The 22,821-nt window shown below is 59.2% G+C and carries 26 protein-coding genes; all 26 read right to left on the minus strand.

The features are described from left to right. Positions 1–5: 5 nt before the first annotated feature. Positions 6–2,546, minus strand: a complete 2,541-nt coding sequence (locus tag QYQ93_RS15525; RefSeq protein ID WP_338474958.1) for a phage tail protein — start codon at positions 2,544–2,546, stop codon at positions 6–8. Then, positions 2,527–2,988 carry a CHAP domain-containing protein gene (locus tag QYQ93_RS15530; RefSeq protein WP_138739294.1) on the minus strand — a complete coding sequence of 154 codons (462 nt, stop codon included), beginning with the start codon at positions 2,986–2,988 and terminating at the stop codon, positions 2,527–2,529. The genes QYQ93_RS15525 and QYQ93_RS15530 overlap by 20 nt, the downstream gene beginning before the upstream one ends. Beyond that, the gene (locus QYQ93_RS15535) at positions 2,985–3,845 is read right to left on the minus strand and encodes a DUF2163 domain-containing protein (RefSeq protein WP_103451396.1); all 861 of its coding nucleotides are present in this window, start codon (positions 3,843–3,845) and stop codon (positions 2,985–2,987) included. The genes QYQ93_RS15530 and QYQ93_RS15535 overlap by 4 nt, the downstream gene beginning before the upstream one ends. After that, positions 3,842–4,492, minus strand: a complete 651-nt coding sequence (locus tag QYQ93_RS15540) for a DUF2460 domain-containing protein (protein WP_338474959.1) — start codon at positions 4,490–4,492, stop codon at positions 3,842–3,844. The genes QYQ93_RS15535 and QYQ93_RS15540 overlap by 4 nt, the downstream gene beginning before the upstream one ends. Positions 4,493–4,501: 9 nt before the next feature. Further along, complete coding sequence (locus tag QYQ93_RS15545) at positions 4,502–7,273, minus strand: hypothetical protein (protein ID WP_338474960.1); 2,772 nt, start codon at positions 7,271–7,273, stop codon at positions 4,502–4,504. Positions 7,274–7,340: 67 nt separating this feature from the next. After that, positions 7,341–7,664 (minus strand): hypothetical protein, encoded by a 324-nt coding sequence (locus tag QYQ93_RS15550; RefSeq protein ID WP_338474961.1) that lies wholly within the window; start codon positions 7,662–7,664, stop codon positions 7,341–7,343. A 59-nt stretch (positions 7,665–7,723) separates the two neighbouring features. Next, positions 7,724–7,915: a hypothetical protein gene (locus QYQ93_RS15555; protein ID WP_338474962.1), complete on the minus strand. Its 192-nt coding sequence runs from the start codon at positions 7,913–7,915 to the stop codon at positions 7,724–7,726. A gap of 65 nt (positions 7,916–7,980) precedes the next feature. Next, positions 7,981–8,328, minus strand: a complete 348-nt coding sequence (locus QYQ93_RS15560; protein WP_200645509.1) for a hypothetical protein — start codon at positions 8,326–8,328, stop codon at positions 7,981–7,983. Beyond that, a complete protein-coding gene (locus tag QYQ93_RS15565; protein ID WP_338474963.1) occupies positions 8,325–9,080 on the minus strand; it encodes a hypothetical protein in 756 nt (251 codons plus the stop codon). Before QYQ93_RS15565 ends, QYQ93_RS15560 begins: the two co-directional genes overlap by 4 nt. Before the next feature lie 10 nt (positions 9,081–9,090). Continuing rightward, on the minus strand, positions 9,091–9,543 hold the full coding sequence (locus tag QYQ93_RS15570) for a hypothetical protein (protein ID WP_338474964.1): 453 nt from the start codon (positions 9,541–9,543) through the stop codon (positions 9,091–9,093). 3 nt (positions 9,544–9,546) lie between these two features. After that, positions 9,547–9,834, minus strand: a complete 288-nt coding sequence (locus tag QYQ93_RS15575; RefSeq protein WP_177142121.1) for a hypothetical protein — start codon at positions 9,832–9,834, stop codon at positions 9,547–9,549. Next, complete coding sequence (locus QYQ93_RS15580; protein ID WP_338474965.1) at positions 9,827–10,027, minus strand: hypothetical protein; 201 nt, start codon at positions 10,025–10,027, stop codon at positions 9,827–9,829. Before QYQ93_RS15580 ends, QYQ93_RS15575 begins: the two co-directional genes overlap by 8 nt. After that, positions 10,017–10,265, minus strand: a complete 249-nt coding sequence (locus tag QYQ93_RS15585; RefSeq protein WP_338474966.1) for a hypothetical protein — start codon at positions 10,263–10,265, stop codon at positions 10,017–10,019. The genes QYQ93_RS15580 and QYQ93_RS15585 overlap by 11 nt, the downstream gene beginning before the upstream one ends. A gap of 35 nt (positions 10,266–10,300) precedes the next feature. Further along, positions 10,301–11,248: a Mu-like prophage major head subunit gpT family protein gene (locus tag QYQ93_RS15590; protein ID WP_338474967.1), complete on the minus strand. Its 948-nt coding sequence runs from the start codon at positions 11,246–11,248 to the stop codon at positions 10,301–10,303. Between the two features lie 53 nt (positions 11,249–11,301). Continuing rightward, positions 11,302–11,718, minus strand: coding sequence for a hypothetical protein (locus QYQ93_RS15595; protein ID WP_060767204.1), 417 nt, complete (start codon positions 11,716–11,718; stop codon positions 11,302–11,304). 41 nt (positions 11,719–11,759) lie between these two features. Then, positions 11,760–13,109 (minus strand): S49 family peptidase, encoded by a 1,350-nt coding sequence (locus tag QYQ93_RS15600; protein WP_338474968.1) that lies wholly within the window; start codon positions 13,107–13,109, stop codon positions 11,760–11,762. Between the two features lie 2 nt (positions 13,110–13,111). Continuing rightward, positions 13,112–14,722: a phage portal protein gene (locus QYQ93_RS15605; protein WP_338474969.1), complete on the minus strand. Its 1,611-nt coding sequence runs from the start codon at positions 14,720–14,722 to the stop codon at positions 13,112–13,114. Further along, positions 14,719–14,940 carry a DUF6148 family protein gene (locus QYQ93_RS15610; RefSeq protein ID WP_032892955.1) on the minus strand — a complete coding sequence of 74 codons (222 nt, stop codon included), beginning with the start codon at positions 14,938–14,940 and terminating at the stop codon, positions 14,719–14,721. The genes QYQ93_RS15605 and QYQ93_RS15610 overlap by 4 nt, the downstream gene beginning before the upstream one ends. Before the next feature lie 2 nt (positions 14,941–14,942). Beyond that, on the minus strand, positions 14,943–16,952 hold the full coding sequence (locus tag QYQ93_RS15615) for a phage terminase large subunit family protein (RefSeq protein ID WP_338474970.1): 2,010 nt from the start codon (positions 16,950–16,952) through the stop codon (positions 14,943–14,945). Between the two features lie 19 nt (positions 16,953–16,971). Then, the gene (locus tag QYQ93_RS15620; protein ID WP_103451407.1) at positions 16,972–17,466 is read right to left on the minus strand and encodes a hypothetical protein; all 495 of its coding nucleotides are present in this window, start codon (positions 17,464–17,466) and stop codon (positions 16,972–16,974) included. 207 nt (positions 17,467–17,673) lie between these two features. Next, positions 17,674–18,405, minus strand: coding sequence for a hypothetical protein (locus tag QYQ93_RS15625; RefSeq protein ID WP_338474971.1), 732 nt, complete (start codon positions 18,403–18,405; stop codon positions 17,674–17,676). Between the two features lie 19 nt (positions 18,406–18,424). Continuing rightward, positions 18,425–18,772: a phage holin family protein gene (locus QYQ93_RS15630; protein ID WP_338474972.1), complete on the minus strand. Its 348-nt coding sequence runs from the start codon at positions 18,770–18,772 to the stop codon at positions 18,425–18,427. 538 nt (positions 18,773–19,310) lie between these two features. Continuing rightward, positions 19,311–19,676 (minus strand): hypothetical protein, encoded by a 366-nt coding sequence (locus QYQ93_RS15635; RefSeq protein WP_338474973.1) that lies wholly within the window; start codon positions 19,674–19,676, stop codon positions 19,311–19,313. Further along, positions 19,669–21,888 carry a VapE domain-containing protein gene (locus QYQ93_RS15640; protein ID WP_338474974.1) on the minus strand — a complete coding sequence of 740 codons (2,220 nt, stop codon included), beginning with the start codon at positions 21,886–21,888 and terminating at the stop codon, positions 19,669–19,671. Before QYQ93_RS15640 ends, QYQ93_RS15635 begins: the two co-directional genes overlap by 8 nt. After that, on the minus strand, positions 21,878–22,105 hold the full coding sequence (locus QYQ93_RS15645) for a TraR/DksA family transcriptional regulator (RefSeq protein ID WP_338474975.1): 228 nt from the start codon (positions 22,103–22,105) through the stop codon (positions 21,878–21,880). The genes QYQ93_RS15640 and QYQ93_RS15645 overlap by 11 nt, the downstream gene beginning before the upstream one ends. Further along, positions 22,098–22,616 carry a phage regulatory CII family protein gene (locus QYQ93_RS15650; RefSeq protein WP_338474976.1) on the minus strand — a complete coding sequence of 173 codons (519 nt, stop codon included), beginning with the start codon at positions 22,614–22,616 and terminating at the stop codon, positions 22,098–22,100. The genes QYQ93_RS15645 and QYQ93_RS15650 overlap by 8 nt, the downstream gene beginning before the upstream one ends. Positions 22,617–22,821 lie beyond the last annotated feature (205 nt).

The following is a 22,821-nucleotide window of genomic DNA, read 5'->3' on the forward strand; positions in this document are numbered from 1 at the left end:
CTCTGTCAGGTTTTAAATGTAATCGCAGGAGCGAAATTGAGTTGGGAGCGGACGCTGCTCCACGTATCGAACGCGGCAGCGCGCAGGTAGTACGTTGTGCCTGGAGCCAAGCCTGTGATCTGGCCGGCGACTGAGGCGCCCTGATAACCGATGGTGCCGGTGATAGTTGGATCAAACCCAGGCGAAGTGGCGTACACGAACATGTAACCTGCGACGTCAGGCGCAACACTTGTGCTGCAGCTGACGTTGGCGGTCGTGCCGCTAACTGTCGCAGCGGTACCTGACACAGCGGGCGGCGCGGTGTTGACCACGACTAGAGCGGCGACTGGTGCGCTCCCCGCTGAATTGCGCTCAATGACCTCAACCCGGTAGCTACGGACCAAAGATCCGTCAACCAAGGCGTCTGCCAACTGGTAGGTGAACGTGGTGCTGGTGGTGACCACCTCACGCAACAAAGCGTTCGTGCTGGCATTGCGAATCCTGATCAAGCGATCTGCTGCATGGGCCCCAGCGGACCAGCCAACGGTGAAATAAGGCGCCTCAAATGCTCCGACCAGCGCAAGCCCCTGCGCTACACCAGGGACAACCCGAGCCGGCGACAACGTGATGCTGTAGGGTGTTACGTCGGCCAGATCCTCAAGTGAACGGCCAAACACATTGAACGACCGGAACTTGACCCAGACGGTGTGGCCGATCTGATCCGCCGTGTAGCTGTATTTCCAAATCGCATCATCCAGACGCACGAACGAGGCATCTGCAGGATGGTTTGCCACGGATGAACCCAGACGGCCACGGCGCAAGTACTGCAAGTTGTAGGCGCCTGGACCTGTCAGGTTTGCATCGCGATAACTAACAAGCTCGCCATCTATCCAACACAATGTCGCCCCGCTATCAGCTTCAGCGGTGGTGGCGGCGGTCAACTGGTCGGCGACCGAGAGCTGCACTGCCAAGTTATTGATGGTGTCAGGGTCACTGCCGGGAGGCAGCGGCGCGGTCAGGCGACCGATGCGTGAGCGGCCGTAGATACTCTGGACCATCCTATAACTGTCACCGTCGGCGCTGATCCAAACTTCACAGCCCCCCCAAGCCTCACCAGCGCCGGCGACCGCGCCCCATACCTGGGTTTCCCCTGGAAGCAGCAGGCTTTCTGGTGGGTTGAAAATAATCGGTGGCAGCACTGGACCCGGCGCCGCGTTCTGATTGCCCTGATAACCCGTCTTGCTTTGCACAGGATAATTCGGAGCACTGCCCGTCCCCAGCAAGGCATCCTCAGCCACAACAGCCAACTTGCCGTCTTCATCTTCCTCAACTGAAATCAACCGGACCAGGCGGCGATCAAGCTTCAACGCCGGCTCCGTGATCGTAACCAAGTCCATCGGTTCGAGCAGCACGTGCTGCCAGCCGAGGGAAAACTGGTATTCATTGCGGATATACAATTTGCGTTGCACCAGCAGTTGCGCCGAGTGCGACGCAATGGCCGTGTTGCAGATCTCGTAAGCCTTGATGGTGTCCATCGGCTTAGAGCCAAACTGCTCGATAGCAGCTTGATCCGGTGCGCGTACTACATCGGTGTTGTACTCGTGATCGCGGTCGAGGATCTCCAGCGACACTTCGTTGTAGCTGTCGGCCTGGCTCTTGATCTTCAACTGAATCGGCGGCTCACCCTCCTCCGTCAAGAAGTCATCATCCGTGAGGTGTGCCACCGGAGTGACATTCGGGTACCAGGTCACTCCATTGCCAGTGACCACCTGATCACCGAAGGGAATCACCTTCATTTTTCCAGCAGACCAGATCACCTCGCTGTTGGTCAGCTGCAACCAGCGCGTGATGGCTTCGCTACACGGGGCCTGCTCATCCAGCACGGGACTGAGCAACAAGTTCTCGGCCAGGCAGTAATCGCGATAGCTGCTCAGGTCATCAATCCAACGAGGATCAAAACCTATGCCATCCAGCGGGTCCAGCAACAGCCCCGGCAGAAAGAGCCCAGGGTTAGCATCGGGCAATCCAGGCACCTGATAAGGACCGTCAACCTCAAAGGTATGGTTCTGCACGCCGGCGTTGTCATTGAGCAAGTAGCGCGCCGCATACACATACGATGTATCCGAATAGGCGATCGCCTCGGTCGGGTGATTAGTCTCCAGGTAACCCCAGACCAGCTGGTCTGCTGTGCCCGGCATGAAGCTCAAACCTATCTGAGCCAGAGCCGACTGCGTGACACCATCGACAACCTTATCGGCGAAGACTTCCTTGTCACGAAAGATCCGCCTTACCGATCTGAGCTGGCCCCGCCCGATACCCAGGATGATTGCGGCGTAGTAGGTATAGGTGGTGTCTTTCTGTGTGGCACCGCCGCCGCCTTTGCCGCCAGTCTTGGTCTTGGTGGTTTTGGCAACCGCATCGAAGTCTGTGTAATAGATCAGGTTGGGACTGATCCGGTTACGCCCGGCAATCCAGGCGATGGGCTTGCCACTGGCACTGCTCTGGATCTGCAGCGCGTTGATGCGCGTTGCACTATTGGAAATTGAACTACCGCCCCCTCCCCCCATCACTGCCTCCAAAACTGTTGAGTGTGTAATAACGCACCGGCCTGCTTGCCAAGCGCTCTTCGCGCATATCAGCCACTTCCACACCGATATCTAGAAAGGCGTGAATGACTCGGTGCTCGTCAATAACGACTGCCCCATGACTGTAGGTGCGGCCGAACTTCCAGATGGCGATATCGCCGGGTTGCGGGGTTACGACTTGCCGCCCGTATTCTTCCAGCCAAGCCAGATACAACTCTTTGCTGCGGTGCAGGTGCCAGTCTTGGGCGTAAGACCCAGGATCAATCCAAGGTAAGAGGCCGAGCGAGTGATACACCTCGATCAACAGCCAGGCGCAGTCCACGCCCACGCCCAGCAGGTGCTGACGGTGCTGATAAGGCGTCCTGAGCCAGCGCCTTGCCTCGGCGACCACGGCTTCGCGCTGCTGCAGCTCCAGCTCGGTCATACGGAGGTCTCCGCCACAGGGATAAAGGGCATTCCGCGATAACGCCTACGGTTGCCGAACTTGTTGGTGCAGGCGTCCAGCGTGCGAGGACAGCCGGGATAAATCAGGAACTGATCGCCCGGCTGCGGCTCTGCCGGCAGACCGAGAATTAGTGTGACGGTACCGTCAGCCGTCTGGCGGCGGACAGTTCGCGAAACACCCGCGTTGCCGCCATTAACGAACCGGATCACGCCCTGGTCAAACCAACCGTTTTCGGCGCCGATATTGGTGCGAATACGAAGGCCACTTGTACCGTTCAGCACCAGGCCTGCGGTTTCGAACAATGAGCGGTTCACGCCACAATCAGCGCTGTAAACAGTTCGTAGACACCCCGGTTGATAGACCCCCTTCGGTACCTTGGTGTCCAGCAGCTCCATCGGAGACTTGACCGAGAACGTTGCCTGCTCGCGATCAGCAGGATCAACCTCGGCAACCCGGCCAATGAAGCGCAACACCGTACCAACCACTGGCGCTGTCCAGTCGGGCATAAACGCCCGGGCCAGGCTCAACGACGCGCCATCGAAACCACCACCGGCGATAAAGGCCAAAATCGGCTCCCCCAGTAAGGTGTCCTCGACGCCGGCGTAGAGGGTGACGCTCAAGGTGTCCACCTCCACCCCTCGAACCGTGCGGATGCCGGTACGCTTGAGCAGCGGCCCGGACGCGGAATAATTCGCGCCATCGGCGAACAATTGCACACCGGCGTCGGTGTAACGCAGCACCTGACCACTTGCCAGGGTGATGGTGTAAAGATCGGCCATCACAAAGCTTCGGGCCGTGGCCAGAAACTGTCTCAACTCGGGACTCACATCGATCATGGTTTGATGCTCGTGAAAGAGACGTTTTTCATCTCCCAGATCCGCCCGAACGGCTGGGCGCCGTCTAGCGAATCTGAGTCGTATGCACAGCGGAAAAAGAAGGCGCCTGTCCACTCCAAGGCCTGGCCGAGCCTGGGTGCCTGGGCGAAGGTAACCTGGCCGAGAGAACTGACGCTGTAGGCCGTCACAGGCGCTCCGGCGATGGTCATCAGGTCAATGTTGACTACTCCGTAAACAGGCTCGATCCATCCCTCAATAGCCCTCGAGAGTTGAAACGTTCTAGTAACCCCGTCGCCAAAGCCAAAGCGGTGCTTGGTGACTTGGTGGTCGGTCCTGTCGAAATACAGAAAGTCCCCGAACTGGCCCTTGCGTTGGTTAAAGAACGCCACCAAGCGCGACCATTCATCCAGCCCAGGACGTTTGCGCACTGCGTTGTAGTTGATCTGAAACGTCCAAAACGGCGCCGGGTAATACGCCGTGGTGCGACGTCGACCGCTGGCCGATGTCTGTACGCCCGTGCTCCACGCTGGAGACTTCTTGGCGAGGTACGTCTGTCCTGGCATGTAGGGCAACACGTTGTCCGCCATAACACCGCGATCCGGTAAACCGGCAATCCAACGCGCAGGAAAAAATGGCCCGAGCAGCATGAAAACTCCTTATGCCTTGAGGGCACCGTTGCGCTGCAGCTTCTGCATTTCGAGGGCAAACACTCGGGCATTGCGCCGAATGTCCGCCGGTGTGAGTCGGCCGCTGCTGTCGTGATAGTGGTAACCACCGCCGCCGCCGCCCAACTGACCTTCGCCATTCGCTGCCTGGCGAATTACATTGGCGTACTGCTTGGGCAGAACCATTTCCTGTTCGTGGAGCTGGGTCATTGGGTTCACCCCGGCCGGGATGTCGTAGCCGCCCTCAGCGGACGCCACGTTCTTGATCAGGCCGAACACGAACGCACCGGCAGCAACACCCGCTGCAACGCCCAAAGCCGGGCCGATGATCGGGATTGCCGACATCGCTGCAAACGCGCCCGCGATGGCCTGGTAGGCGCTGGAAATGATGTTGCTGATGGTGGCCGCGCCCCAGACCGCTACAGACATCGCGGCGCCTCCAACCTCGGCGGCTGTTCGCAAGCCGACGCCGGTCACCGTCGCGCCTGTTTTCGCCGTCTCGCCGAAGATCCAGGCCATCAATGGCTTTGTGACCATGTTTTCGACGAACGCCGTACCGATGCTGCCGAAAATCCCTTTGAGCAGCCCCTGTGTGCCCATCGTGCCAGTGAGGATGCCGTTCATCCCGCTCGACCAACTGGACTGCAAACTCCCCATCATGCCGGTCCAGTTGCTCTGAGATTCCATGGTTTGCTGTCGGCCGATAACGGCCATGCTGTTTCGGTGGGTCTGCTCCAGGGCGAGAATCTGCTGCTGGACCTGCTGCAGCGCAACCGGATTACGGTCAGGATCCTGATCCAACAGAGCCTTGCGTTGAGCCAGCGCTTGAGCCTCGATGGCATACCGTTGTTTTTCAAACTCGGCTTGGGATTGCAGCAATTGCGCCTGGGTGATCAGATTGGCCTGCAGGTCCAACTGGGCCATTTGCTCGGCATGAGCAACGTCGGTCAGCCGAGCTTGCTTATCAGCGGCATATTCCTGCTGTTTCATGTTGGTGATTTGCTGCTGTTTCTCCCGCTCGATGGCGACAACCTCAGACGCCGCTCTGCGGTACTCCTGACTGTCCTGACCATAAAGCTGCCGGCTGCGCTCCAACGCCTGCTGAGCGATGTTTAAACGCGCATCCATGTTGTTGCGGTACTGCTGCGCCTGGGCCTGGAGATCAGCGAATGCCTTGCCTTCGTCCTGGCGTCGTAGTGAACCCAGAGCCGTCAGGTAATTGCGTTGCACGCCCAAGCGTTCCTTGGCCGTCAGGTCGGCGCGCTTGAGGATCCCTTGCCAGTAATCCGCTTCCTGCTGCTGGGAGAACTGGAGAAACGTGCCCTGCTCTGCCTGCTGCTGGGCGTGAGCGACCTTTTGCGCATCCAGCGCTTCGGACCATTCGCTTACTCGCGAGGTAGCTTTGCCGGGTGCTGTTGCAGGGGTATCAGTTGTCTTCGGTGGCGTTGTCGCCTCCTCGACCTTTTTTCGATGCTCAATTGCGGCGGCATAACCGGCTTCAAGCTTCGTCAGCCGGGCGACTTCGATACCGTAAGCTGTTGGTGCCGTCCGGCCCTGCTGTGGAGCCTTAGTCATCGCGGTGTCGCCCGTTGCCGCCATCTCAGCCACCTTCCGGCGCTGTTCTTCAATACGTGCAACACGGGAACGCATACCTGCGTCCACCTCGTCTACCTTGTTTGAAACAAGTTGCATGTTCTCCAACAGCAGACGCTCTTCCACCAATGCAGCTTCGAGCGGTGCCTTGCTGCCGTTGCCCCGCGGGCCGGGCTTGAAGTCCTTGAGGATATCTTCGTACCGGGCGACATTTGCTGCCACCTCATCCACGGTAGCGCCTACGCCTGTCATGCCTTTCAGTAAGCTATTGAACCAACCTGCGGTTTCAGAAAGTTTTTTATTCAAACTAACGAATACAGGCTCAAGAATGGTTCCAATAGTTACCTGAAGCTCATTGCTTTTAGAGTCGAGTTCGGCCTGACTACCGGTTAGCCCTTCCGCCGCTTTCGCCGCGTTACCCACCTGTGCGGTTGTCTCTTTCATCACACCGTTGTATTCAGCGGTGATCTTCTGCGAGTCAGTCAATTTGTCACGGGTAGTGCCAATACTCTTGGCATATTCGTCCCACATTTTTGCAACGTTTTTCGTCACGCCAGCGTTATCGACCAGCACCGAGTTTTCATTCTTCAAACCTTCGGTAGCTGTCACCACTGCCTCTGACATGCTGAGATTCGCTTGGCGATTGAAAGCCGCAGCATCCTTCAAACGAGTGATGACACCCACCGCCTGGTCAACGCTGTATCCACGACTCAACAGATTTTGAAGCGCCTTGGCTGCATCACCGACGCTGAGTAAACCGTCAGCTGCGAGCTTATTCGCCTCATCCATAGCGCGGCCAATACCCACGCCCGCATGATTGGCTACGGCTTCCAAGCCACGATAAGCTGCTTGTTGCTGAATCGCCGCGTCCTTGCTGTCTGCAACTAGCTGTTTGACCTTGAATGCACCCAGCGCAAACACGCCGATCAAGCCAGCGGCCACGCTGGAAAGCCCAGTGCGCATTATGGCGCTAACACCACCGAGAGCATCATTTACCGCCGGACCAAAACGGCTCAGTTGTGTCTGGCTACCCACCATCTCCGAATTAATTGCTCTGAGTTCGCGACTGAACGTTGTTCGAGCGTCACGCATGTTTCGCTCAATACTTTCGATTGCACGGTCAAAGCCTTGAGTACCAGCCGTGAACTGGTATGCAATATTTCTATCCATGCCAGATCCTCATATCGCAGGTAATAAAAAACTCCGCCTTGGCGGAGTTTCTTTTGGAGGTTAAGTCTTACTTTGAACAAATCATTGTATAAACATCGTCGAAAATTTTTGGCTCATCTTCCTTAAATCGCGCTGTCACTCCAGTACTGTAAAACCTTCGGAACCCGGTATAACGACCATTTCCATTTTTTGAATCAACCTCTCCGCAAACGATAATCCCACCGCTCGGAAAAGTATCAAGATGCAAATCTTTAAACTTTGCAGAATCTGGGTTCTTGAGTCGTTTCTGCACCAATTCCTTTGCTTTGGCTGTTCGTTGGTATTCACTACCAGTGTCCGCCTGAGCGTTATAAATACTCATACCAGCCATCAAAACAACCAAATACCGCATCAAATAGCCTCCCTGTGCTGTGCCGGGAGGCTAACGTGATGGCTGTATGGTGTCCAGCACTAACTGGGCGCCACAAACGCATCCAACGCCCCACGTAAATGCTCAGGTAGTTCCCCGCGCATATCCGCTGCCATTACCGCCAAATTGCTCGCCAAATCAGGCGCGTCAGTAACGCTCTCGGCAGGCTTGTAGCCCATGTACCCGGCGACCAGCACATGCACCGGCGGATGGTGCCGCCAGTAGTCCGTCATATGGCCCACCATCACCATATCCCAGTCACGCCGCAGGGTGACCGGGCTTTGGCCAGTGCTGGCAATCAGGTGAGCGTAGAGCTGGCCCCAGTCGAAGGGGCCTGGCCTTCCCCCGGCTCCGGCTCCGTCACCTCAAGCCCAGACGCGCCCATAACGGCGTTGAGGGCTTCGCGCATGTTGCTCAGGTCCAACAGGTTGGCGACCTCAGTGCGCTCCATATCAGGGTAGTTTCGGCGAAGCGCCGCATGGGTGGCGTCGATCACCGTGGCGATGCTGTCCTTGTCCATATTGCCGGCCATGACCCGGTTGATCCGATCCAGCAACTGCTCCAGGTCGCCCAGCGTCAGCGGCGGAATAACCAATGTCTTACCCGGGAACGGGAAGCCAACACCTGGGATATTAACGACGGTCATTCGCTGGAACTCCAGTAAGCGACTTCGCCAAATTCATCGGCATAGCCGGTGAATTCGAAGTCAGGGATGGTGTAGTCGTCCTGCTTGGTCGAAAGACTCAATTTATTGCTGACGAAGTTGGGCACGCGGACGTAGATCGACTTGCCTTTGTATTTCAAGTACAGCTCGCCCTGGAACACCGGCATATCGCCCATCGGCAAGTTGCGCACCGAAAGGCTCTTGCCGGTGGCTACCGAGTAGCGATAGTCAATAAACACCGGCACACCGACGTCCGCAGCGGCGAACGCGTATTCACCCGTACCTGAGTCGTAGGTGTATTCCCCCTTGGCCGGCGCTGCCAGTACACGGGCGAACGGGGCTGCACCGCCACCGCGAACACCCAAGTCACCGGCCAAGAGGCCAGCAACTGGTGGGGTGACGATGATCTTGCCGCCGGCAGGAATATCCTGGGGCGTGGTTGCGTGGTGCACCAGCACCTGGCCGGGCTGTAGGGTTTGCCCGAACACCAGCGCATTCATTTGCGACAGGCTGATCTGGGCGGCCTTGGCCTTGCCGGACAACTTGCCCTGGCCACGCGCGGCATCGACGGCGAACTGCTCGCTACCGAACAACTCCTTGGAGTCGTAGGACAGATCAACCGATGCTTCCTGCATGATGCCCAGCAGGATCGGGGTGGGTGAAGCCAGGGCGTTGCCATAGGCGTCCATCAGCGGGGTGGCGTAAAACAACCCACTGCCGAATGCAATTTGCATAATTTATTCCTCAGTAATAGGTGGGGCCGGTGGTCAAGTCGCCGGTGTTGCACAAGTAGGTAAACCGATAGCGAACCAGGCAGTTGCCGGCGGTGTTGTCCCCTTCGTCCTCGATCCAGTCGACGTAAAACCGCTGGACCCGATCCGCTTCCGGGAAAGCGTCCTCGGTGGCCAGCACCGCGTGCACGGCGACCTTCACAAGGTCAGCCACCTGGTCCCAGGCGTCTCCGGTCACAGTGTCTTCCCGGGCGATGATTTCCACCGTCAGTTCGAACTGGTTGCGGTCAACGGCCAAACTTTCCCGTTCGGTGGTTTCGAGGCTGGGACGCAGCACGATCGCAGGCGTCATGTCGCGGGTGATCGCCTCGGTACGGCTGCGGAATACACGATCAGCCGCCGGCGTACCGGCAGCCTTGATCAGCGCCTGCGCCTTGGAGACGATGCGGTCTTGGATCGAGGGCATGGGTTAAACCTTGGTGAGAGAAGCCAGGCTGAAGGCGCCGTCATCGATCATCCGGCGGTCGCGGACCCGGTAGGACACACCACCGACGGTGATCAGCTTCGAATTGTTGATGCCGAGGCGTTCAGCCTCGGCGGTGATGACCAGGATCTCGTAGCTGGTGGACTGGCTGTTGGTGCCTCCCATGCCGTGGATCTCATCCGGCATGTCACGCGCCGCCAGAAACGGCTCACCGTCAACAATCCCGCCTACATCGAAGTCCTCAAGGAAACCCCTGAGGTCTTCGTCAAGCATCGGGGCTCACCTTAGGCTTACGCCCGCCATCGGTTGCCGGAGCTGGTGAGGGTTCGGCCACCACCACTTCCAACTGGTGGCGGAAGCGATCAGCCACATCGTCCGGCAGTTCGACCACATCACCTTGTCCGACCAAGGTGTTGTCTGGACGGCGGAAAGAGCCAGATTTCACGGTGTAGGATTTATTCGGCATCGCCGGTTTCTCCAGCTTTATCAACTTTCTCAAGCCGCTGATCCAGCGCCTTGTCCGGTTCACCGGGGATCACGATCACCTCCCCGACTTTGAACTGGACAGGCACCAGAATGGTGTAGCGCCCCTTTTTCTTTTCGACCGGCTCCAGGCAGTGCTTTCGGGCGCTTGCCTGGCCTTCTGTCAGGATCAACTCACCACCGTAAAGGGTGATGGTCTCTGTCACGCGGTATTTCGGCATATCAGTGTCCTCGGTGAGGTGGCAGGCGGACCGGCTTATGCCACCAGCTGGTTAAGGACTGCGTACTGCCAACGACCAAAACCGACGTTGCGCCAGGTGTCGACACCGTATTGGTGAGCGTCGTTATCGAACTCGTATTCCGAGCCTTCCGCCTTCGCCTTCATCGCTACGTCGGTTTCCTGCTGACGGATGAACGCTTTCAAACGGCCATCGGTACGCAGAGTCACGAACTTGTCCTGCCAGGCATTGAGTCGCACGTTGCCCACCACCCGAACCACAACGTTGTCGGGCATGACAATTTCGTTGATGTTGGTGCCGCGCGGAACGCTCAACGCTGACTGAGCAACGCTCAACAGGTTGAACGGCACCATCACCAGGAATTCGCGGGCCAGTTCGTTGATGGGTTCGCCCTGATCATCCTTGAGGCTGGTCAATTGGGTAACGGACCGAGCAACTGCCTGCTGAAACTCCTCAACACTCGGACGAGTCGGCGTGCCATGAACAGTCGCGGCCAGTTCCGAAAGCTTGGTTGTAATTTTGTTCGACTGCACACCGCTCTGACCTTCTTCGTGGTCGGTGTCGAAGAAGTACTGGCCGTCGTAGCAGACCTGGGTTTCGCCATTGAGCAACAGTACCGAGAGCAGTCTGGCCCAGTGGGCATTCGTGCGGTCGGCCAATTCACCGAGGCGAATCCGCAGCTGCCCGGTTTTGTCTCGGCGCAGCTCCTTGACCAGAACCTCAATGGTTGCTTCGAAGTGCAGGTTTTCGATTTCGAGTTCAGCGCCGATGAAGCCCTTGGCATGACGGCCACCGATCCACTCACGCAGCGTTGGCACCATGCCAATCCACGGGTAGGTTTCTTTTGCCTGGTCAGAATCGAACAGGTTGGACACGGCGTCGATCCAGTTCGACCCCACATTCTGTTCGAGCATTTCGTAAAACATGCCGATGACGGCACGGCTGGAAAGTACTTCAGCACCCATGGGTGATTCTCCTGAAGAAGGATACGGTCAAAAAACGGGGGTTGAGTGTTGCGTTAAGGCGCGACGGGTACTGGTTGGGCGGCGAACTTGACGATGCCGACGCCAGAGCGGACAAAACGGTGAACATGGCCAACCAGGCTATTCCCGGCGGCGGTCAGCAGGAACGCGCCGCTGTCGCTGGCGTAGACCTGCTTGCCGATATCGGCAAGTGCCAGGGCAGCCACAGGCAGTTCAATCTTGCCTTCTTCGCGAAGACGGACCCGCGCGGCCGCAGCGGCGCCGGTGCGGTTGTCGACGCCGCGATCAGCGAAACCGACAAACAGGTCACCCGCCGCCAAAGGGCGAGCAAGGCCACTAGCAGCGATGATGCCAACGGCCGAGCCTTCGAAGATCTGCACACCGGCGGCAACCGACAAGTCGTTGATGGTGCCGATCTCGTAAGCGCGGGGGGTATCGAGTGTAAGAGGCATGGGATTCTCCAGAGCCAGGGTTTGAGGGACTTACCAGGTGCTTACTTTTTCAAGACCTTGACCAGACCACGGTCTGCGGCATTGCGATAAGCGTGGTAGGCCTCGAAAGTGCCAAATTCGGCGCGTAGATCCTTATCACCGTCCCAGGTCGCCTTGGCGCGCTCTTCCAGTGGCATCTCCGGATCTTCTTCGGCGCTAACTGGTGCACCCGGCGGCGTGAGTGCGTTGGGTACCGGCGCAGGGGCCTGGCTGCGGATGTCGGCAAGAGCAGTGGCGCGCTTGGACTTTTCGGCGCCAATCACCTGTGCAGCCGCTTCAGCGCCGCTGGTTTTGCCATCAAACTTGAGACTGGCGATCAGCTCTTCATGCCCGGGCAACGCGGCCGCCTCGACTGCCTTGATGCGATCACACTCCGCTCGGGCGCCGGCTGCGTGGGCGTCATGCTCCAGGCTGGCAAGCAACTCAGCATGGTTCGCGGCGAGGTATTCACGGGTAATAGCTGGTTTTTCTGGCGTCGGTGCGGGTGCGGTGCTGCTGGTGGTAGTGGACATGGATCGATCTCCAGAGGGACTGCCGTTGAATTCGGCGATAAGGTTTTCAAGGGTGGATTCACGGTCGGCCATGCCCAATGCCACGGCATCCGAGCCAATCCGCATGTCGCCCTGGCCGAAGTCCGCCAGGACGGTTTCAACACTGAGGCCGCGATAGTTGGCAACGTCCTCGACAAAGATGTCGGTCAGTCGGTCAACGTGCGCCTGTGCAACAGCACGGCCAGATTCGGTACCGAAGTCAGGCCGCTTTTTCGGGCTCTGGCTGCTGACGATCTCGAAACTGCCGTCGTCTTCGCTTTTACGCACCGTCAACACCGTGCCAATGGACCCCACGGCGCCGGTACGGCTCATGACAATTTCATGTGCCGCTGCCGCCATCCAATAGCCTGCACTGGCTGCGTTGCCGGATACGTAGGCCACCACCTGCTTGGGAGAAGCACGGATCATCTGAGCGAACTCAGCGATACCGCTGGCAATGCCGCCCGGTGTATCCATCACCAGGATGATGGTGTCTGTTCGCGGATCATCGACGGCATTGGTGAACTCTTTGGCCAGGACATCCAGCGAGGTTGCCCCGGACAGCGCCGTGAACAAGTTGGCGTAGCGGAACACCGGGCCGGTGACGGGCAGCAAGGCAACGTTGCCACGTTGAGTCACTGCACGGCTGTTCTGCAGGGGCTTGCCTTGCCTGGCTTCCAGGGTCTCGGGCCCTTCATGTTCCCGACGGGCAATGGCGGTGATGGTCTGGAGCATGTCCGGAGTGATGGCCCAGGGCTCGCGTGAGACCAGGTCGAACGCCGTCACCCGGTGCACGGGTGCATCGGTTGGGTTGTCGCTCATAGTTAGGTCCGTTCAGGTAGGTCGGGTTTGGCCGGCGGCTCATTGTCCGGGCGGGCCGTCGGCGAAGCTGAAAGCCCGTCATCGCGCCGACGCTTCACTTCCAGGGCGCGCTGTTCGTGGTTTTCCTCCCAGTCACTGCCGTCGTAGAGCATGGATTCCTTCGCCAACGTACTGACACCGATATCGATCCGCTTCTCGGCGGCGTTGATATCCTTCAGCGGGTCTACGGTGCCAGGACCATCGCCTACCCACAGCGAACCGCAGTAGGCATAGCGCAGTAGCGGGTGATCGAAAAAACCGGGGGCCTCGATATCACCCTGCGCAATGGCCTCTTCAAGCCAATGCTCGTACACCGGCTGGCAGAAGTGTGAGCCCAGGAAGTCGCGGCAACCGCGAACGAATTGCCACGCCTCCATGACTGCCGCACGCGCGGCGGTGTAGCTGGCCGTGAAGTGCTTGATCAGCACCTCATAGGGCAATTCCAGGGCCATGCCGATCTGGCGCAGCATCGCCAACACGAACGGGTCAAACGCCATGTTCGGCCGACCTGGTGCCGCAGTATCAATTGACGCGCCGTCGTCCAGCTCGGCGACAATGCCACCGCTGAGCGAACCGTCCCAGCCACCCTGCTCCCGTCCTGCTGGCCGGTCGCCGCCGACGGGCGTGTTGCCGGTAGCAGCAGATGCCAGTGGGCTTAGGCTCCCGCCTGTCCCCGGCTTGATGAACACAGCGAAGAACGCCGACACCACCGCAGCTTCCAACTCGGCATCGGTGTAGCGGTCCAATTGCTTGAGCTTTTCGATCACCGGCGCCAGGTACGGCACACCGCGTGGCTGGCCCACTCGCCGGCGGCGGTACACGTGCAACAGCACCCGACCGCCGCGCTCGTTGAAGAACGGACGCTCATCCCATTCCCGTTCTTTAACGCCCAGCGCACCAGGGTGGCTGCGCAGGACGTGAGCCTTGATCGGAGCGCCGTCGGCGTCACGTTCGATACCAGCGGTGAGGATTTCCGTATCGGCTCTGCCCGACGGGTTGCAGATTCGGTCAGCTTCAATGAGCTGGATACACGCCGAGTAGTGATGACCAGGGCGCTCCTTGTGGGTCAACAGCGGAAACACATCACCGCTACTCAGCACCGAACGCCACGTCAGATCCTGCAAACCATAGAAGTTTTGCTCGCGGGTAATGTCGCAGCAGGTCGTTTCCGCCCAGGACTTGAACAACGATTCAGTCTTGCGCTGCCACTCCCGGGCCTGATCTTCATCCCAGCCAAGGATCTGCCGGTTCACCACGGACTTGAGCGCCAAGCCAGTACCGACCGTTTTAGTCGTCACCGTGTTGATCGCGCCGCCACCGATGGGGTTGTTGCGCTCAAGGTCACGGCATCGCTCGCGAAGCGTGGGCAAGTCGGGTAGCAAGTCAGCCGCTGCACTGCCGGCGGCTGGGTTCCAAGCACTCAACGAGCGCTTGGCCTTCGACGCGCCGCTGTAACCGCCCAGCGCGGTCATGGTGAGCCGGGCATGCATGCGCTTGGCGCCGCGTTCAGGGCTCAACCAGGTGATGGCCTTGTCGAGCAGTGTGGGTTCTGGGGCTTTCGGTGCGCGGCTCATCGCGGCGTGATCCCACGCAGGACAATCCCCCGTGGCCGGCCGCTTTCCAGGCCATCAACTTGCTTCTGCCAGTAGTCGATCGTTTTGGTGATCTCGGCAAGGTCAGCGTACTCCAGCTGTCGGGTGCCGATCCGGTAGCTTTGCTTCTGGCTGACCTTCATGCTCGCATCGAGCCAGGCTTGGAGCTGGCCCTGTGCTTGTTCCAGTGTGATAGCCATGATTAATTCCTACGTTGGGAGAGCACGCGCATTGCACTGCGGCGCCCAGAAACAACTCTCCCGCCAGCAGGCGGGAGATCGGGTGGTTCAACTGGTGGTGATGGTTCAGGGGGCGCCCCTTCGATATCGGGCTCCGTCTCTGGCTTAACCGGATCGGGCTGATCGAACAACCCACCCTGTCGGATCTGCGCATCGAGTGCCGCCCAATCCTGCTCCTGCAGTAGGTGCGTTTTCAGAGAGCGGGCCGCGTGCAAGGCATACGTTTCACAGTCCGTGCCTTCGTTCGGCTCACCAGCCTTTTTCTGCCACACCTTGCGGTAGTGATGCCGACGACTGGGCGCCTTCACTTCGGCGGTGATCTGCCGGAAGTAATCCGGACGCACCGTCTTGTAAAAGTGCATGCGGCCAGGACCATCACCGGTCAACGGCAGCCGACCCTCGATCCACAGATCCTTGGCCCGCGACGTGCCGACGATGTAAGGGCGCAGGCCGTACTTCGAGGCCTTTTGCTCTTTGTCGGTATCGACACCCTGCCGAGGCGCGCTGAAGATTTCCCTGCGCTCGTCGTCGCGGGTGTTGCCGCGTTCGCTCGCGCCCTTGATCGCCATCACGCCGTTACGTTGGTGTTTGCGGCAGAACGCATAAGCCGCGTCCTGGGTGATCGTGCCGTCGGAGGTGTCGAGTGACGTAGCCAACACCTTCAGCTTGGCGCCGCAGGCGTGTGGAATTGCCGCAAACAGCAGCTTTTCCAGATCCAACCAGACGCCCTGGTCAGGCAACACCACCTCACCGTAGATCTCACCCCAGTAAAGCAACCAAGATTCCTCACCTCGCCCCCAGGCACGCATCACCACCGCCAAGCGGTCGTGCTGCACATCGACGCCAGCGGTGATAACGATCCCGCCCATGGGTACGTACAACTCTGGGTAGTCCTCTGCGCGTTCAGCCAATTTGTCGGCTTCGGGCAGATCGGATTTGTACTCGTAGGCACGGCCTTGTTTCTGGTTGACGAACTTGATGAGCAGCGACAGGTTACCCATGGACGCCTGATGTTCGGCGTTGAGCTTCTCGCGCACGATGTCGGCCAAGCTGGTACCGGGCAAACAGGCATACAGCTCATTCAGCTCAATGAACCCGGCGCGCCCGGCGAAGGGCTTGGTCGGAACCCAACCGCAGTATGGGTCGCCGGCTTCTATCGCATTGAACACCGTGTTGCGGATATTCTCTTTGCGCTGGTAGTCGTCCCAGATCTCGCCACAATGCGGGCAACCGTAGCCGGCAGTGTCAGGATCCGCGCGACCGTAGATCTCATGAGGCGTCGCTTCCTCCTCGATGTCGAGCCACTTGATGTGTGCGAAGTCCAGGACGTGCGCCTGACCGCACGAATGGCAGATGACCGGCAACACCCGGCAATCGGTCTGGGCCAAGCGTGCCTCGGTCTTGCTCGCGCCCTTGATCGCCGGTGTCCCGCCTACCAGCATTTTGGAACCGGGATAGCGCTTGCCGCGCTCTTCCAGCAGCGCGATGGCATCGCCCTGCCCCTTCACGTCGTCGCTGGTATCGTCCGGTTCCTCTACCACTGACAAGCCCACAGAAGACGTGGATTTGACGTTGCCCGGCGAGTTGGACGCGACTAGCTTGAGGAACCCGCCCGGGAAGGTCTTATGGTCCCAGCGGTTGCCGGAGGTGCGGCTGACATCCACCGGCATGAGCTTCGCCACCTCAGTGTTCGCGTTGACGCCGAACTTGAGCTTTTCGTCGTGGAAGTTCTTGCCGTCCTTTTCCTTGGCAAACAGGATCATGATCGGACGCGGCAGGTTATGGATGAACTTGAACAGGTAGCCGATCAGGAACCACGTCCAGCCGATCTGCGCCGCTTTCATCAGGTCAACTTCGCTCACCCGAGGGTCGTCCAGGGCAGCGGCGACGCCGAGAAAGTAAGGCGTGTATTGGAAGTCGTAGAGCCCGTGCAGCACACCGCTCTCAGCGGGCAGGTAAAACTCGGTGCTCATGTAATGCGCGGTCGGAATGTCACGGGGCGGGTTGAACTTCCCCGCTGCTGCCAACAAGCTCCGCGCCAAGTTTTCGCGCGTAGCCTGCAATTCGCTCGGTTGTAGGTCCAGCAACTTTGGCCACCACTGTTCGATCTACCGTGAGTTTCTGCACGTTCTCGATTTCCTGAATGATTCGTTCAAGCCCGCCCAGGTATTCCCGGTTTGCGAAGCTGGCCCAGTCGGACATCGCCCGCTCAGCCTCACCAGCCGGAATCAGCGATCCGAGTTTCTCGTGATATGCCAACCGTCCGTTTGCTGACTTCTGCTGCAGGTCTTCGATCCGCGCTCTGTTGAGCTGTTCAAGCTGACTGCCCCCGCGCCCAGCGGCTTTTCCGCGCAGGTCGCGGATGTAAGCCGTCCGGATCTCATCCAAGCTTGCGGTCTGCCAGTCCAGGTCTAACGCCTTGAGCACGTCGCGGGCATTTCGCTCGCTCATGTCCAGGTGATCAGCGACTTCACGTTGGGTTGGCATGGTCTGGTCCTATTGCGGACATGGAAGCGGAACCCCCTATGTCAGGTTGAATCTGTGAAAAAGTCGGGGTTCGAATTACCCCGTTGGCCCCGGTGCCCGGAAGGACCCATTGATTTCGGGGCACACATGCCCCTGTCAAGCGAAAAACCTGCCAAATCATTGAAATATCGCCACTTTTTTAGAAAAAAGCACGAAGCCGACAGGAGGTCAGCTCCTTTCCATCTCCCGAGCCAGGGCACGCCGGAACAGCGGTTCGAACTCGGCCTGGGCCACGCGATTGGCGACCCCGTAGAAGTCAAAGCGCCGTCGATACGTCGGGCGCTTTACGAAGATCAGGATGGGCCTGGCACCACTGCCGACCCGCTGCCAAATGCCACGAGGGCCGGTGCCGTTACCAGGCTGACCCACGAAGTAGTCCGGTGCATTTCGGTTGCGCCGCTGGCTTCGTTTCGTGCGGTTAGCCATGAAGCCCGACACCCGCTCTGCTGCACCGAGGGCGGATAGGATCTGCACGATCTGGCCGCGACTGATGTTCCCGTTGCCATCCATTCGGGCGCGCCTACCTGGTACTGCGCACATGTCCGCTGGCATCAAGCCGTAATGGATCAACGCCTTCTCGAAGCGCTTGTGCGGGCGGTTGCCACCGTCCATGTGTACCGGCAAGTACTTGGAGGCGGGCACACCTGAGCTGGCTTCGTCCTTGACCCACACCCGGGCGTACAGCCGGGTGACCGTGGCGCTGCGCTTGAAGATAGAGTTCAACGTCCAACGTGTGGGGCGATCAAACACCCGGGCCAGTTCGGCTTTCTCGGCAGCCTGGACGCGCTCCGCCGTGAAGGTCAGCGCCTTGGCTGCTGCCGTTGGCACCTTCGACCGGCTGATACCGCGCATCTCCCTGACGATCTGATCGATGTTGTCACGCATCTCAAGCCGCATCATGGCCCTGGCTCCTTGAGGCTTAACGCCCTACATCACCGTTTACCGCTGCTGACTCACTCAGGCCCAGCCGCTTGGCCGTCCACCGCTCGTACAGCCCAATGGCAACGTCAGCACCTGCCATCGCCGTAAGGCATCCCAACGCGCCTGATGTCCAAATCGACATGCCCGCCGCGTAAAGCAGCATGATCGCTGTCACGCCGCACACAACACAGGCGCCCGACCGAAGGGCCAACCGTCGAACCAGTGCCCAGCCCCGTGCCCCTTCCTTGTCTGCGCGCCACATCTCACCGGACACACCGCCCACCAGAGCCAAGACAATCACTAACCAGATGGGCATCTCTGCCAGCGCTTGCTGTTCGTTCGTCATTGCCTTACCCCATAAACGCGAAAACCCGGCGCAGTGGCCGGGTTTAGTGTGGTGGTGAGTCCCGCTGCTTGCGGTCGCACCTATCGAAGATGAGTACTTTTTACAGGTGGATTTTACTGGCAGCAAGCTGGCTTTAATGCCATGGCGCAATACGGGTGCAATACGGGTGCAATACGGGTAGGACGCAGGTGCAACGGAGGGACAACGCATTCAATCGGCTATCGCTTCTGGTGCCCTGTCCTGCCTGTCCCACTATTCAGAATCGAAGTAGGACAGCTACAGGCGCCTAAATTCGGGGCTTCGCCCAACTGTCCTACCTTATTTAACTTTCTCTTGTGTATAGAGGGAAAGCTAAAAGCACGCGTGCGCGCCATGGGCGCGACTACGTACCCGCTATGCTCATGTGTGCCTGGGGCGGGTGAAGGTTGGACGGTAGGACAGCCCAGCAACGGCGCGGCCTGCGCCTGTCCAACTGCGCTAAATGCGAGTCGGACAAGGCCGGACAGTAGGACAGAGGCATGCGAAGTGACGCCGAGGGTCATGCAGCTTTCCCCATCAGCATCCCTTGGATGAATTCATGGGCGTCATGGAGTCGCATGTAATAGGTTCTTGAGCTGCAGGCGCAGTGCAACAGCTTCTGCGAGAGGAAGCTTTCATGGTTGCAGTAGTGCTCCCAAACGACCAGGGCAAGACGGGGCGGCAGGTGCTTCTTGACGATAAGCTCGATATCCACCGATTCATCCAGCAGCACCCGACTGCCGCGAGTGCCGCGTACCAGCTCACCCTTGCACTCCATCAGCATAGCGATCATGTTGCCGCCACTCGGCCCGCCAGTGTTCTCCGGCAAAGGCGAATGCAGATCCTGCGCCCACAGCTTGAGCATCTCGTCGATTCGCTTAATCATCGAAGCAAGGCTCCTCTATCACCGACTGCTGCAATGCAGACATACGCCCCCAACCCGCAGGCTTTTCATAGGCCCAGGGGCGTACCCCGCTTTTCGGCAATGCTGGCATGCGACGCTTCCGCCAGCCCAGCCGGTGCATGATCGCCCCGACCCGCATCTGTTCGGGCTTGCCCCAATGGCCGAAGTCCAGCTTCAGCGCTTGGCTCAGGATCTCGTTGCCGGTGGCGGTTTCGCCGATCTGCGACTCCTCCAACCAGGTCAGAATCGGGCCTTCCCACTCATCAACCACAAAGCGTTCGTCCTGAGCCTCCGTGAACATCCGGGTTTCATCCTTGGTCACCCACCAGATATCGCCGGCCTCAAAGCAGAACAGCGCCTCAGCCCAAAGCTGGTCGCGGATCTCGCGCAGTTTCTCCAGATCGACCTTGTTACAGAACACTGGCCAGTAACGACGGTTGCCTGTGGCGTCCTTAAGGTATTCCTCTTGGTTGGTAGTACCCACGAACACACACTGGCGTGGCACGTCGTTCGTTCTGCGGCCATAGCTTTCGCGGTAGGTGTCGGTGGACGCGGAAAAAAACTGCTTGGCCTTGGTGCTTTCAGCCTTGTTGAAGCTGTCCAACTCCCCCAGCTCGACTATCCACTTGCCACGAATGGCCTGGAAACTGTCCTTGTCGCCGAGGGCAAAGGGTGTGTCCATAAACCACTCGCCGCCGAGGACGCCCATGGCGGTGGACTTGCCTTCACCCTGCCCGCCTTCGAGGATCATCACCGAGTCGGCCTTGCAGCCCGGGCGCATCACACGGGCAACCGCCGAGATCGGCCAGCGCTTTCCGACCTTGGCCGAGTACTCCGTAGGCTGGACGCCCAGCACATCGGTCAGCCAGGTTTCCAGCCGGGGCACGCGGTCCCATTTTAGTTTCTCCAGGTACTCGCGCACCGGGTGAAAGGAATGGTCGTGGGCAACAACGCTGACCGCCTCGATCACATGAGAGGCTTTGACCCGCAGGTTATATTGCTGCGCGAGCCACTTCATTACTCGCATATCGTCAATGTCGGCCCAGTCGCCGGCACCGCCGCCGAAGGGCGCAGACCGCAGCTTGACGATCTTGGAGCTGAACACGCTGTAGCCGATGACGCCGGCCCAGCGTTCGTCATTGCCCAGGATCAGTTCGACGTTTTGCATGTGAGCGATCAGGGAGCCATTTTCGGTACGGGCAAGCTGGTCCTTCCAACCACCAGCTGCTGGAGGCTTGACCACCGCCAGCACCTGGCGGCGGACAGCCTCCAATCCTTCGGCGATGTGCAGGTCGTTGAAATCGGTCCACTTGATTTCACGCTCGCCGGAGAAGACGGGGGCGACTACCTGGCCACCGACAATCAGTGCGGCGTTGCTGGCCTTCTCTTCACCGGGGTTCCAAGGATCCCCGCTGGGGCGTTTGGTCTTCCAGTCGTCATCACGACAGATGATCAGCGGGCAGCCCGGGAAGCGCTCGCGCATGGCCTTAGAGACTGGCAGTAGGTTACCCGCATCGAAGGCGATGGCGACCGTCAGCGAAGTCGCCATGTGCAGGCTGGCGCCCGTGGCGTAGCCCTCACACACCAGCACCGGCTCACCCGGTTCAGGGTGCGGGCCGATCAAGTGGAAGGCACCCTCTTTCGACATGCCGTAAGGCCAGTAGGCCTTGTCACGCCCGGTGTCTTCTTGCTTTGCCGGGAAGATAACCTGCAGGCCGACGATCTGGTCGCGCACGTTGCACATAGGCACTAAAAATGCACCGGTACGTGGCGCATAGCGAACCTTGAAGCCGACGATTTGCTTTCGATCCAGGTAGGCGCTCTTACCCTTCTCGGGCATGCGCCTGAACAGAGCCGCTGCACGGCTGGCCGCTCGACGTGAGGCATTCGCCGCGACCTCGGCAGCCTTGCGCTTGGCCTCTTCCTGGCGAGCGCGCATGACTTCGCGCTCCTCAGGGCTCATACGTCCGGCCTTGACCTTGATCTTCTGAGACTCACCGGACCGCCAATCACCGAAGCTGCCGAAGATTAACGTTCCGTTTTTCTGGGTGACATGCTCGTGGACCACGTACCAGCCGTTTTTTTCCTTGCCCTTGTCCTGGGAGGTTTTGCAACGGGTCAGCTTGCCGAACACCAAGGGTTGATCAGGCTCCAAGCCGTAATCAGAAAATTGGTTGAGTACCTCATCGAGCATGGCGGGCCTTCCTGGCTTCGTCGATGGACTGGCAGGTCACACACTGGGTGCAACCAGGGATCGCAACACGGCGTCCCAAAGGGATCGGCGTGTCGCAGCTTTCGCAGAACATGAACGAATGTGCAGCGGTAGCCGTTTTATTCGCATTGCGCGCTGCAAGCGCCTGATCCATCCGCTCTTGCACCAGGTCATTGGCAAAATCGATAACGTCAGCCACGGTCAGTACCCCGCGTGGTCTGGTTAACGTATGTGGCCCGGTTGAGCATCCCCAGCAGCCCCTGAATACCCCGAAACACCTGCAGGCGAATCTCGGCAAGTTCCTGATCGCTGACGACACCGTCGCCAATGCTCTTGGCCCACGTATCCGCCAAATCAGCCACCCGCCGGAAGTACGAGGCAATACCCGTGGTGAGGGTCTCGGGCATGTCACTGGTATAGGTTTCAGCCAGCTCCTGCCATGTGGTATCGCCGACCAGGGCATGCACCGCATCCAGAATGCGGCGATCCTTGGTCAGTTCGAGGATCTCGCCGAACTCCTGAATGTTCACGGTGTGAGACGGATGGGTGGGAGACAGCTTGTGCTGCAGCGTGGTGGCATTACGGCCGGTGGTGGCGGCGATTGCAGCGGCACCGCCGGGATAGTCCCGTGCGGCGTGGTACAGGGCTAATTCGAGCGTAAGGACCTCCCTTTGCGCTCGATCAACACAGCTTAAAGCTATTCGGCTCATGGCATTATTCCTACAAAGTTGCCAGTGCCCCGCGACATGCAGTGGTGGTACATTTGCCGCGTGGCTTGAAAGGGCCCAAAACGCCGGCTAGATCAAGGGATCGAACCGGCACCGTGCCGAGGCGAACAATCCGTTGTTCACCTCTGGCGCAACAGCTGCCCAATCTGTGGTGGAAAAGGCAGCAACCCAAGACATCCGTGTCTTG

It is taken from the genome of Pseudomonas khavaziana (assembly GCF_036704165.1).
Classification (GTDB): domain Bacteria; phylum Pseudomonadota; class Gammaproteobacteria; order Pseudomonadales; family Pseudomonadaceae; genus Aquipseudomonas; species Aquipseudomonas khavaziana.

Bases quoted from the DNA above. Each gene is read 5' to 3' on its own strand.
- QYQ93_RS15525 (WP_338474958.1), bottom strand. From the start codon at position 2,546: ATGGGGGGAGGGGGCGGTAGTTCAATTTCCAATAGTGCAACGCGCATC.
- QYQ93_RS15530 (WP_138739294.1), bottom strand. From the start codon at position 2,988: ATGACCGAGCTGGAGCTGCAGCAGCGCGAAGCCGTGGTCGCCGAGGCA.
- QYQ93_RS15535 (WP_103451396.1), bottom strand. From the start codon at position 3,845: ATGATCGATGTGAGTCCCGAGTTGAGACAGTTTCTGGCCACGGCCCGA.
- QYQ93_RS15540 (WP_338474959.1), bottom strand. From the start codon at position 4,492: ATGCTGCTCGGGCCATTTTTTCCTGCGCGTTGGATTGCCGGTTTACCG.
- QYQ93_RS15545 (WP_338474960.1), bottom strand. From the start codon at position 7,273: ATGGATAGAAATATTGCATACCAGTTCACGGCTGGTACTCAAGGCTTT.
- QYQ93_RS15550 (WP_338474961.1), bottom strand. From the start codon at position 7,664: ATGCGGTATTTGGTTGTTTTGATGGCTGGTATGAGTATTTATAACGCT.
- QYQ93_RS15555 (WP_338474962.1), bottom strand. From the start codon at position 7,915: ATGACGGACTACTGGCGGCACCATCCGCCGGTGCATGTGCTGGTCGCC.
- QYQ93_RS15560 (WP_200645509.1), bottom strand. From the start codon at position 8,328: ATGACCGTCGTTAATATCCCAGGTGTTGGCTTCCCGTTCCCGGGTAAG.
- QYQ93_RS15565 (WP_338474963.1), bottom strand. From the start codon at position 9,080: ATGCAAATTGCATTCGGCAGTGGGTTGTTTTACGCCACCCCGCTGATG.
- QYQ93_RS15570 (WP_338474964.1), bottom strand. From the start codon at position 9,543: ATGCCCTCGATCCAAGACCGCATCGTCTCCAAGGCGCAGGCGCTGATC.
- QYQ93_RS15575 (WP_177142121.1), bottom strand. From the start codon at position 9,834: ATGCTTGACGAAGACCTCAGGGGTTTCCTTGAGGACTTCGATGTAGGC.
- QYQ93_RS15580 (WP_338474965.1), bottom strand. From the start codon at position 10,027: ATGCCGAATAAATCCTACACCGTGAAATCTGGCTCTTTCCGCCGTCCA.
- QYQ93_RS15585 (WP_338474966.1), bottom strand. From the start codon at position 10,265: ATGCCGAAATACCGCGTGACAGAGACCATCACCCTTTACGGTGGTGAG.
- QYQ93_RS15590 (WP_338474967.1), bottom strand. From the start codon at position 11,248: ATGGGTGCTGAAGTACTTTCCAGCCGTGCCGTCATCGGCATGTTTTAC.
- QYQ93_RS15595 (WP_060767204.1), bottom strand. From the start codon at position 11,718: ATGCCTCTTACACTCGATACCCCCCGCGCTTACGAGATCGGCACCATC.
- QYQ93_RS15600 (WP_338474968.1), bottom strand. From the start codon at position 13,109: ATGAGCGACAACCCAACCGATGCACCCGTGCACCGGGTGACGGCGTTC.
- QYQ93_RS15605 (WP_338474969.1), bottom strand. From the start codon at position 14,722: ATGAGCCGCGCACCGAAAGCCCCAGAACCCACACTGCTCGACAAGGCC.
- QYQ93_RS15610 (WP_032892955.1), bottom strand. From the start codon at position 14,940: ATGGCTATCACACTGGAACAAGCACAGGGCCAGCTCCAAGCCTGGCTC.
- QYQ93_RS15615 (WP_338474970.1), bottom strand. From the start codon at position 16,952: ATGAGCACCGAGTTTTACCTGCCCGCTGAGAGCGGTGTGCTGCACGGG.
- QYQ93_RS15620 (WP_103451407.1), bottom strand. From the start codon at position 17,466: ATGCCAACCCAACGTGAAGTCGCTGATCACCTGGACATGAGCGAGCGA.
- QYQ93_RS15625 (WP_338474971.1), bottom strand. From the start codon at position 18,405: ATGATGCGGCTTGAGATGCGTGACAACATCGATCAGATCGTCAGGGAG.
- QYQ93_RS15630 (WP_338474972.1), bottom strand. From the start codon at position 18,772: ATGACGAACGAACAGCAAGCGCTGGCAGAGATGCCCATCTGGTTAGTG.
- QYQ93_RS15635 (WP_338474973.1), bottom strand. From the start codon at position 19,676: ATGATTAAGCGAATCGACGAGATGCTCAAGCTGTGGGCGCAGGATCTG.
- QYQ93_RS15640 (WP_338474974.1), bottom strand. From the start codon at position 21,888: ATGCTCGATGAGGTACTCAACCAATTTTCTGATTACGGCTTGGAGCCT.
- QYQ93_RS15650 (WP_338474976.1), bottom strand. From the start codon at position 22,616: ATGAGCCGAATAGCTTTAAGCTGTGTTGATCGAGCGCAAAGGGAGGTC.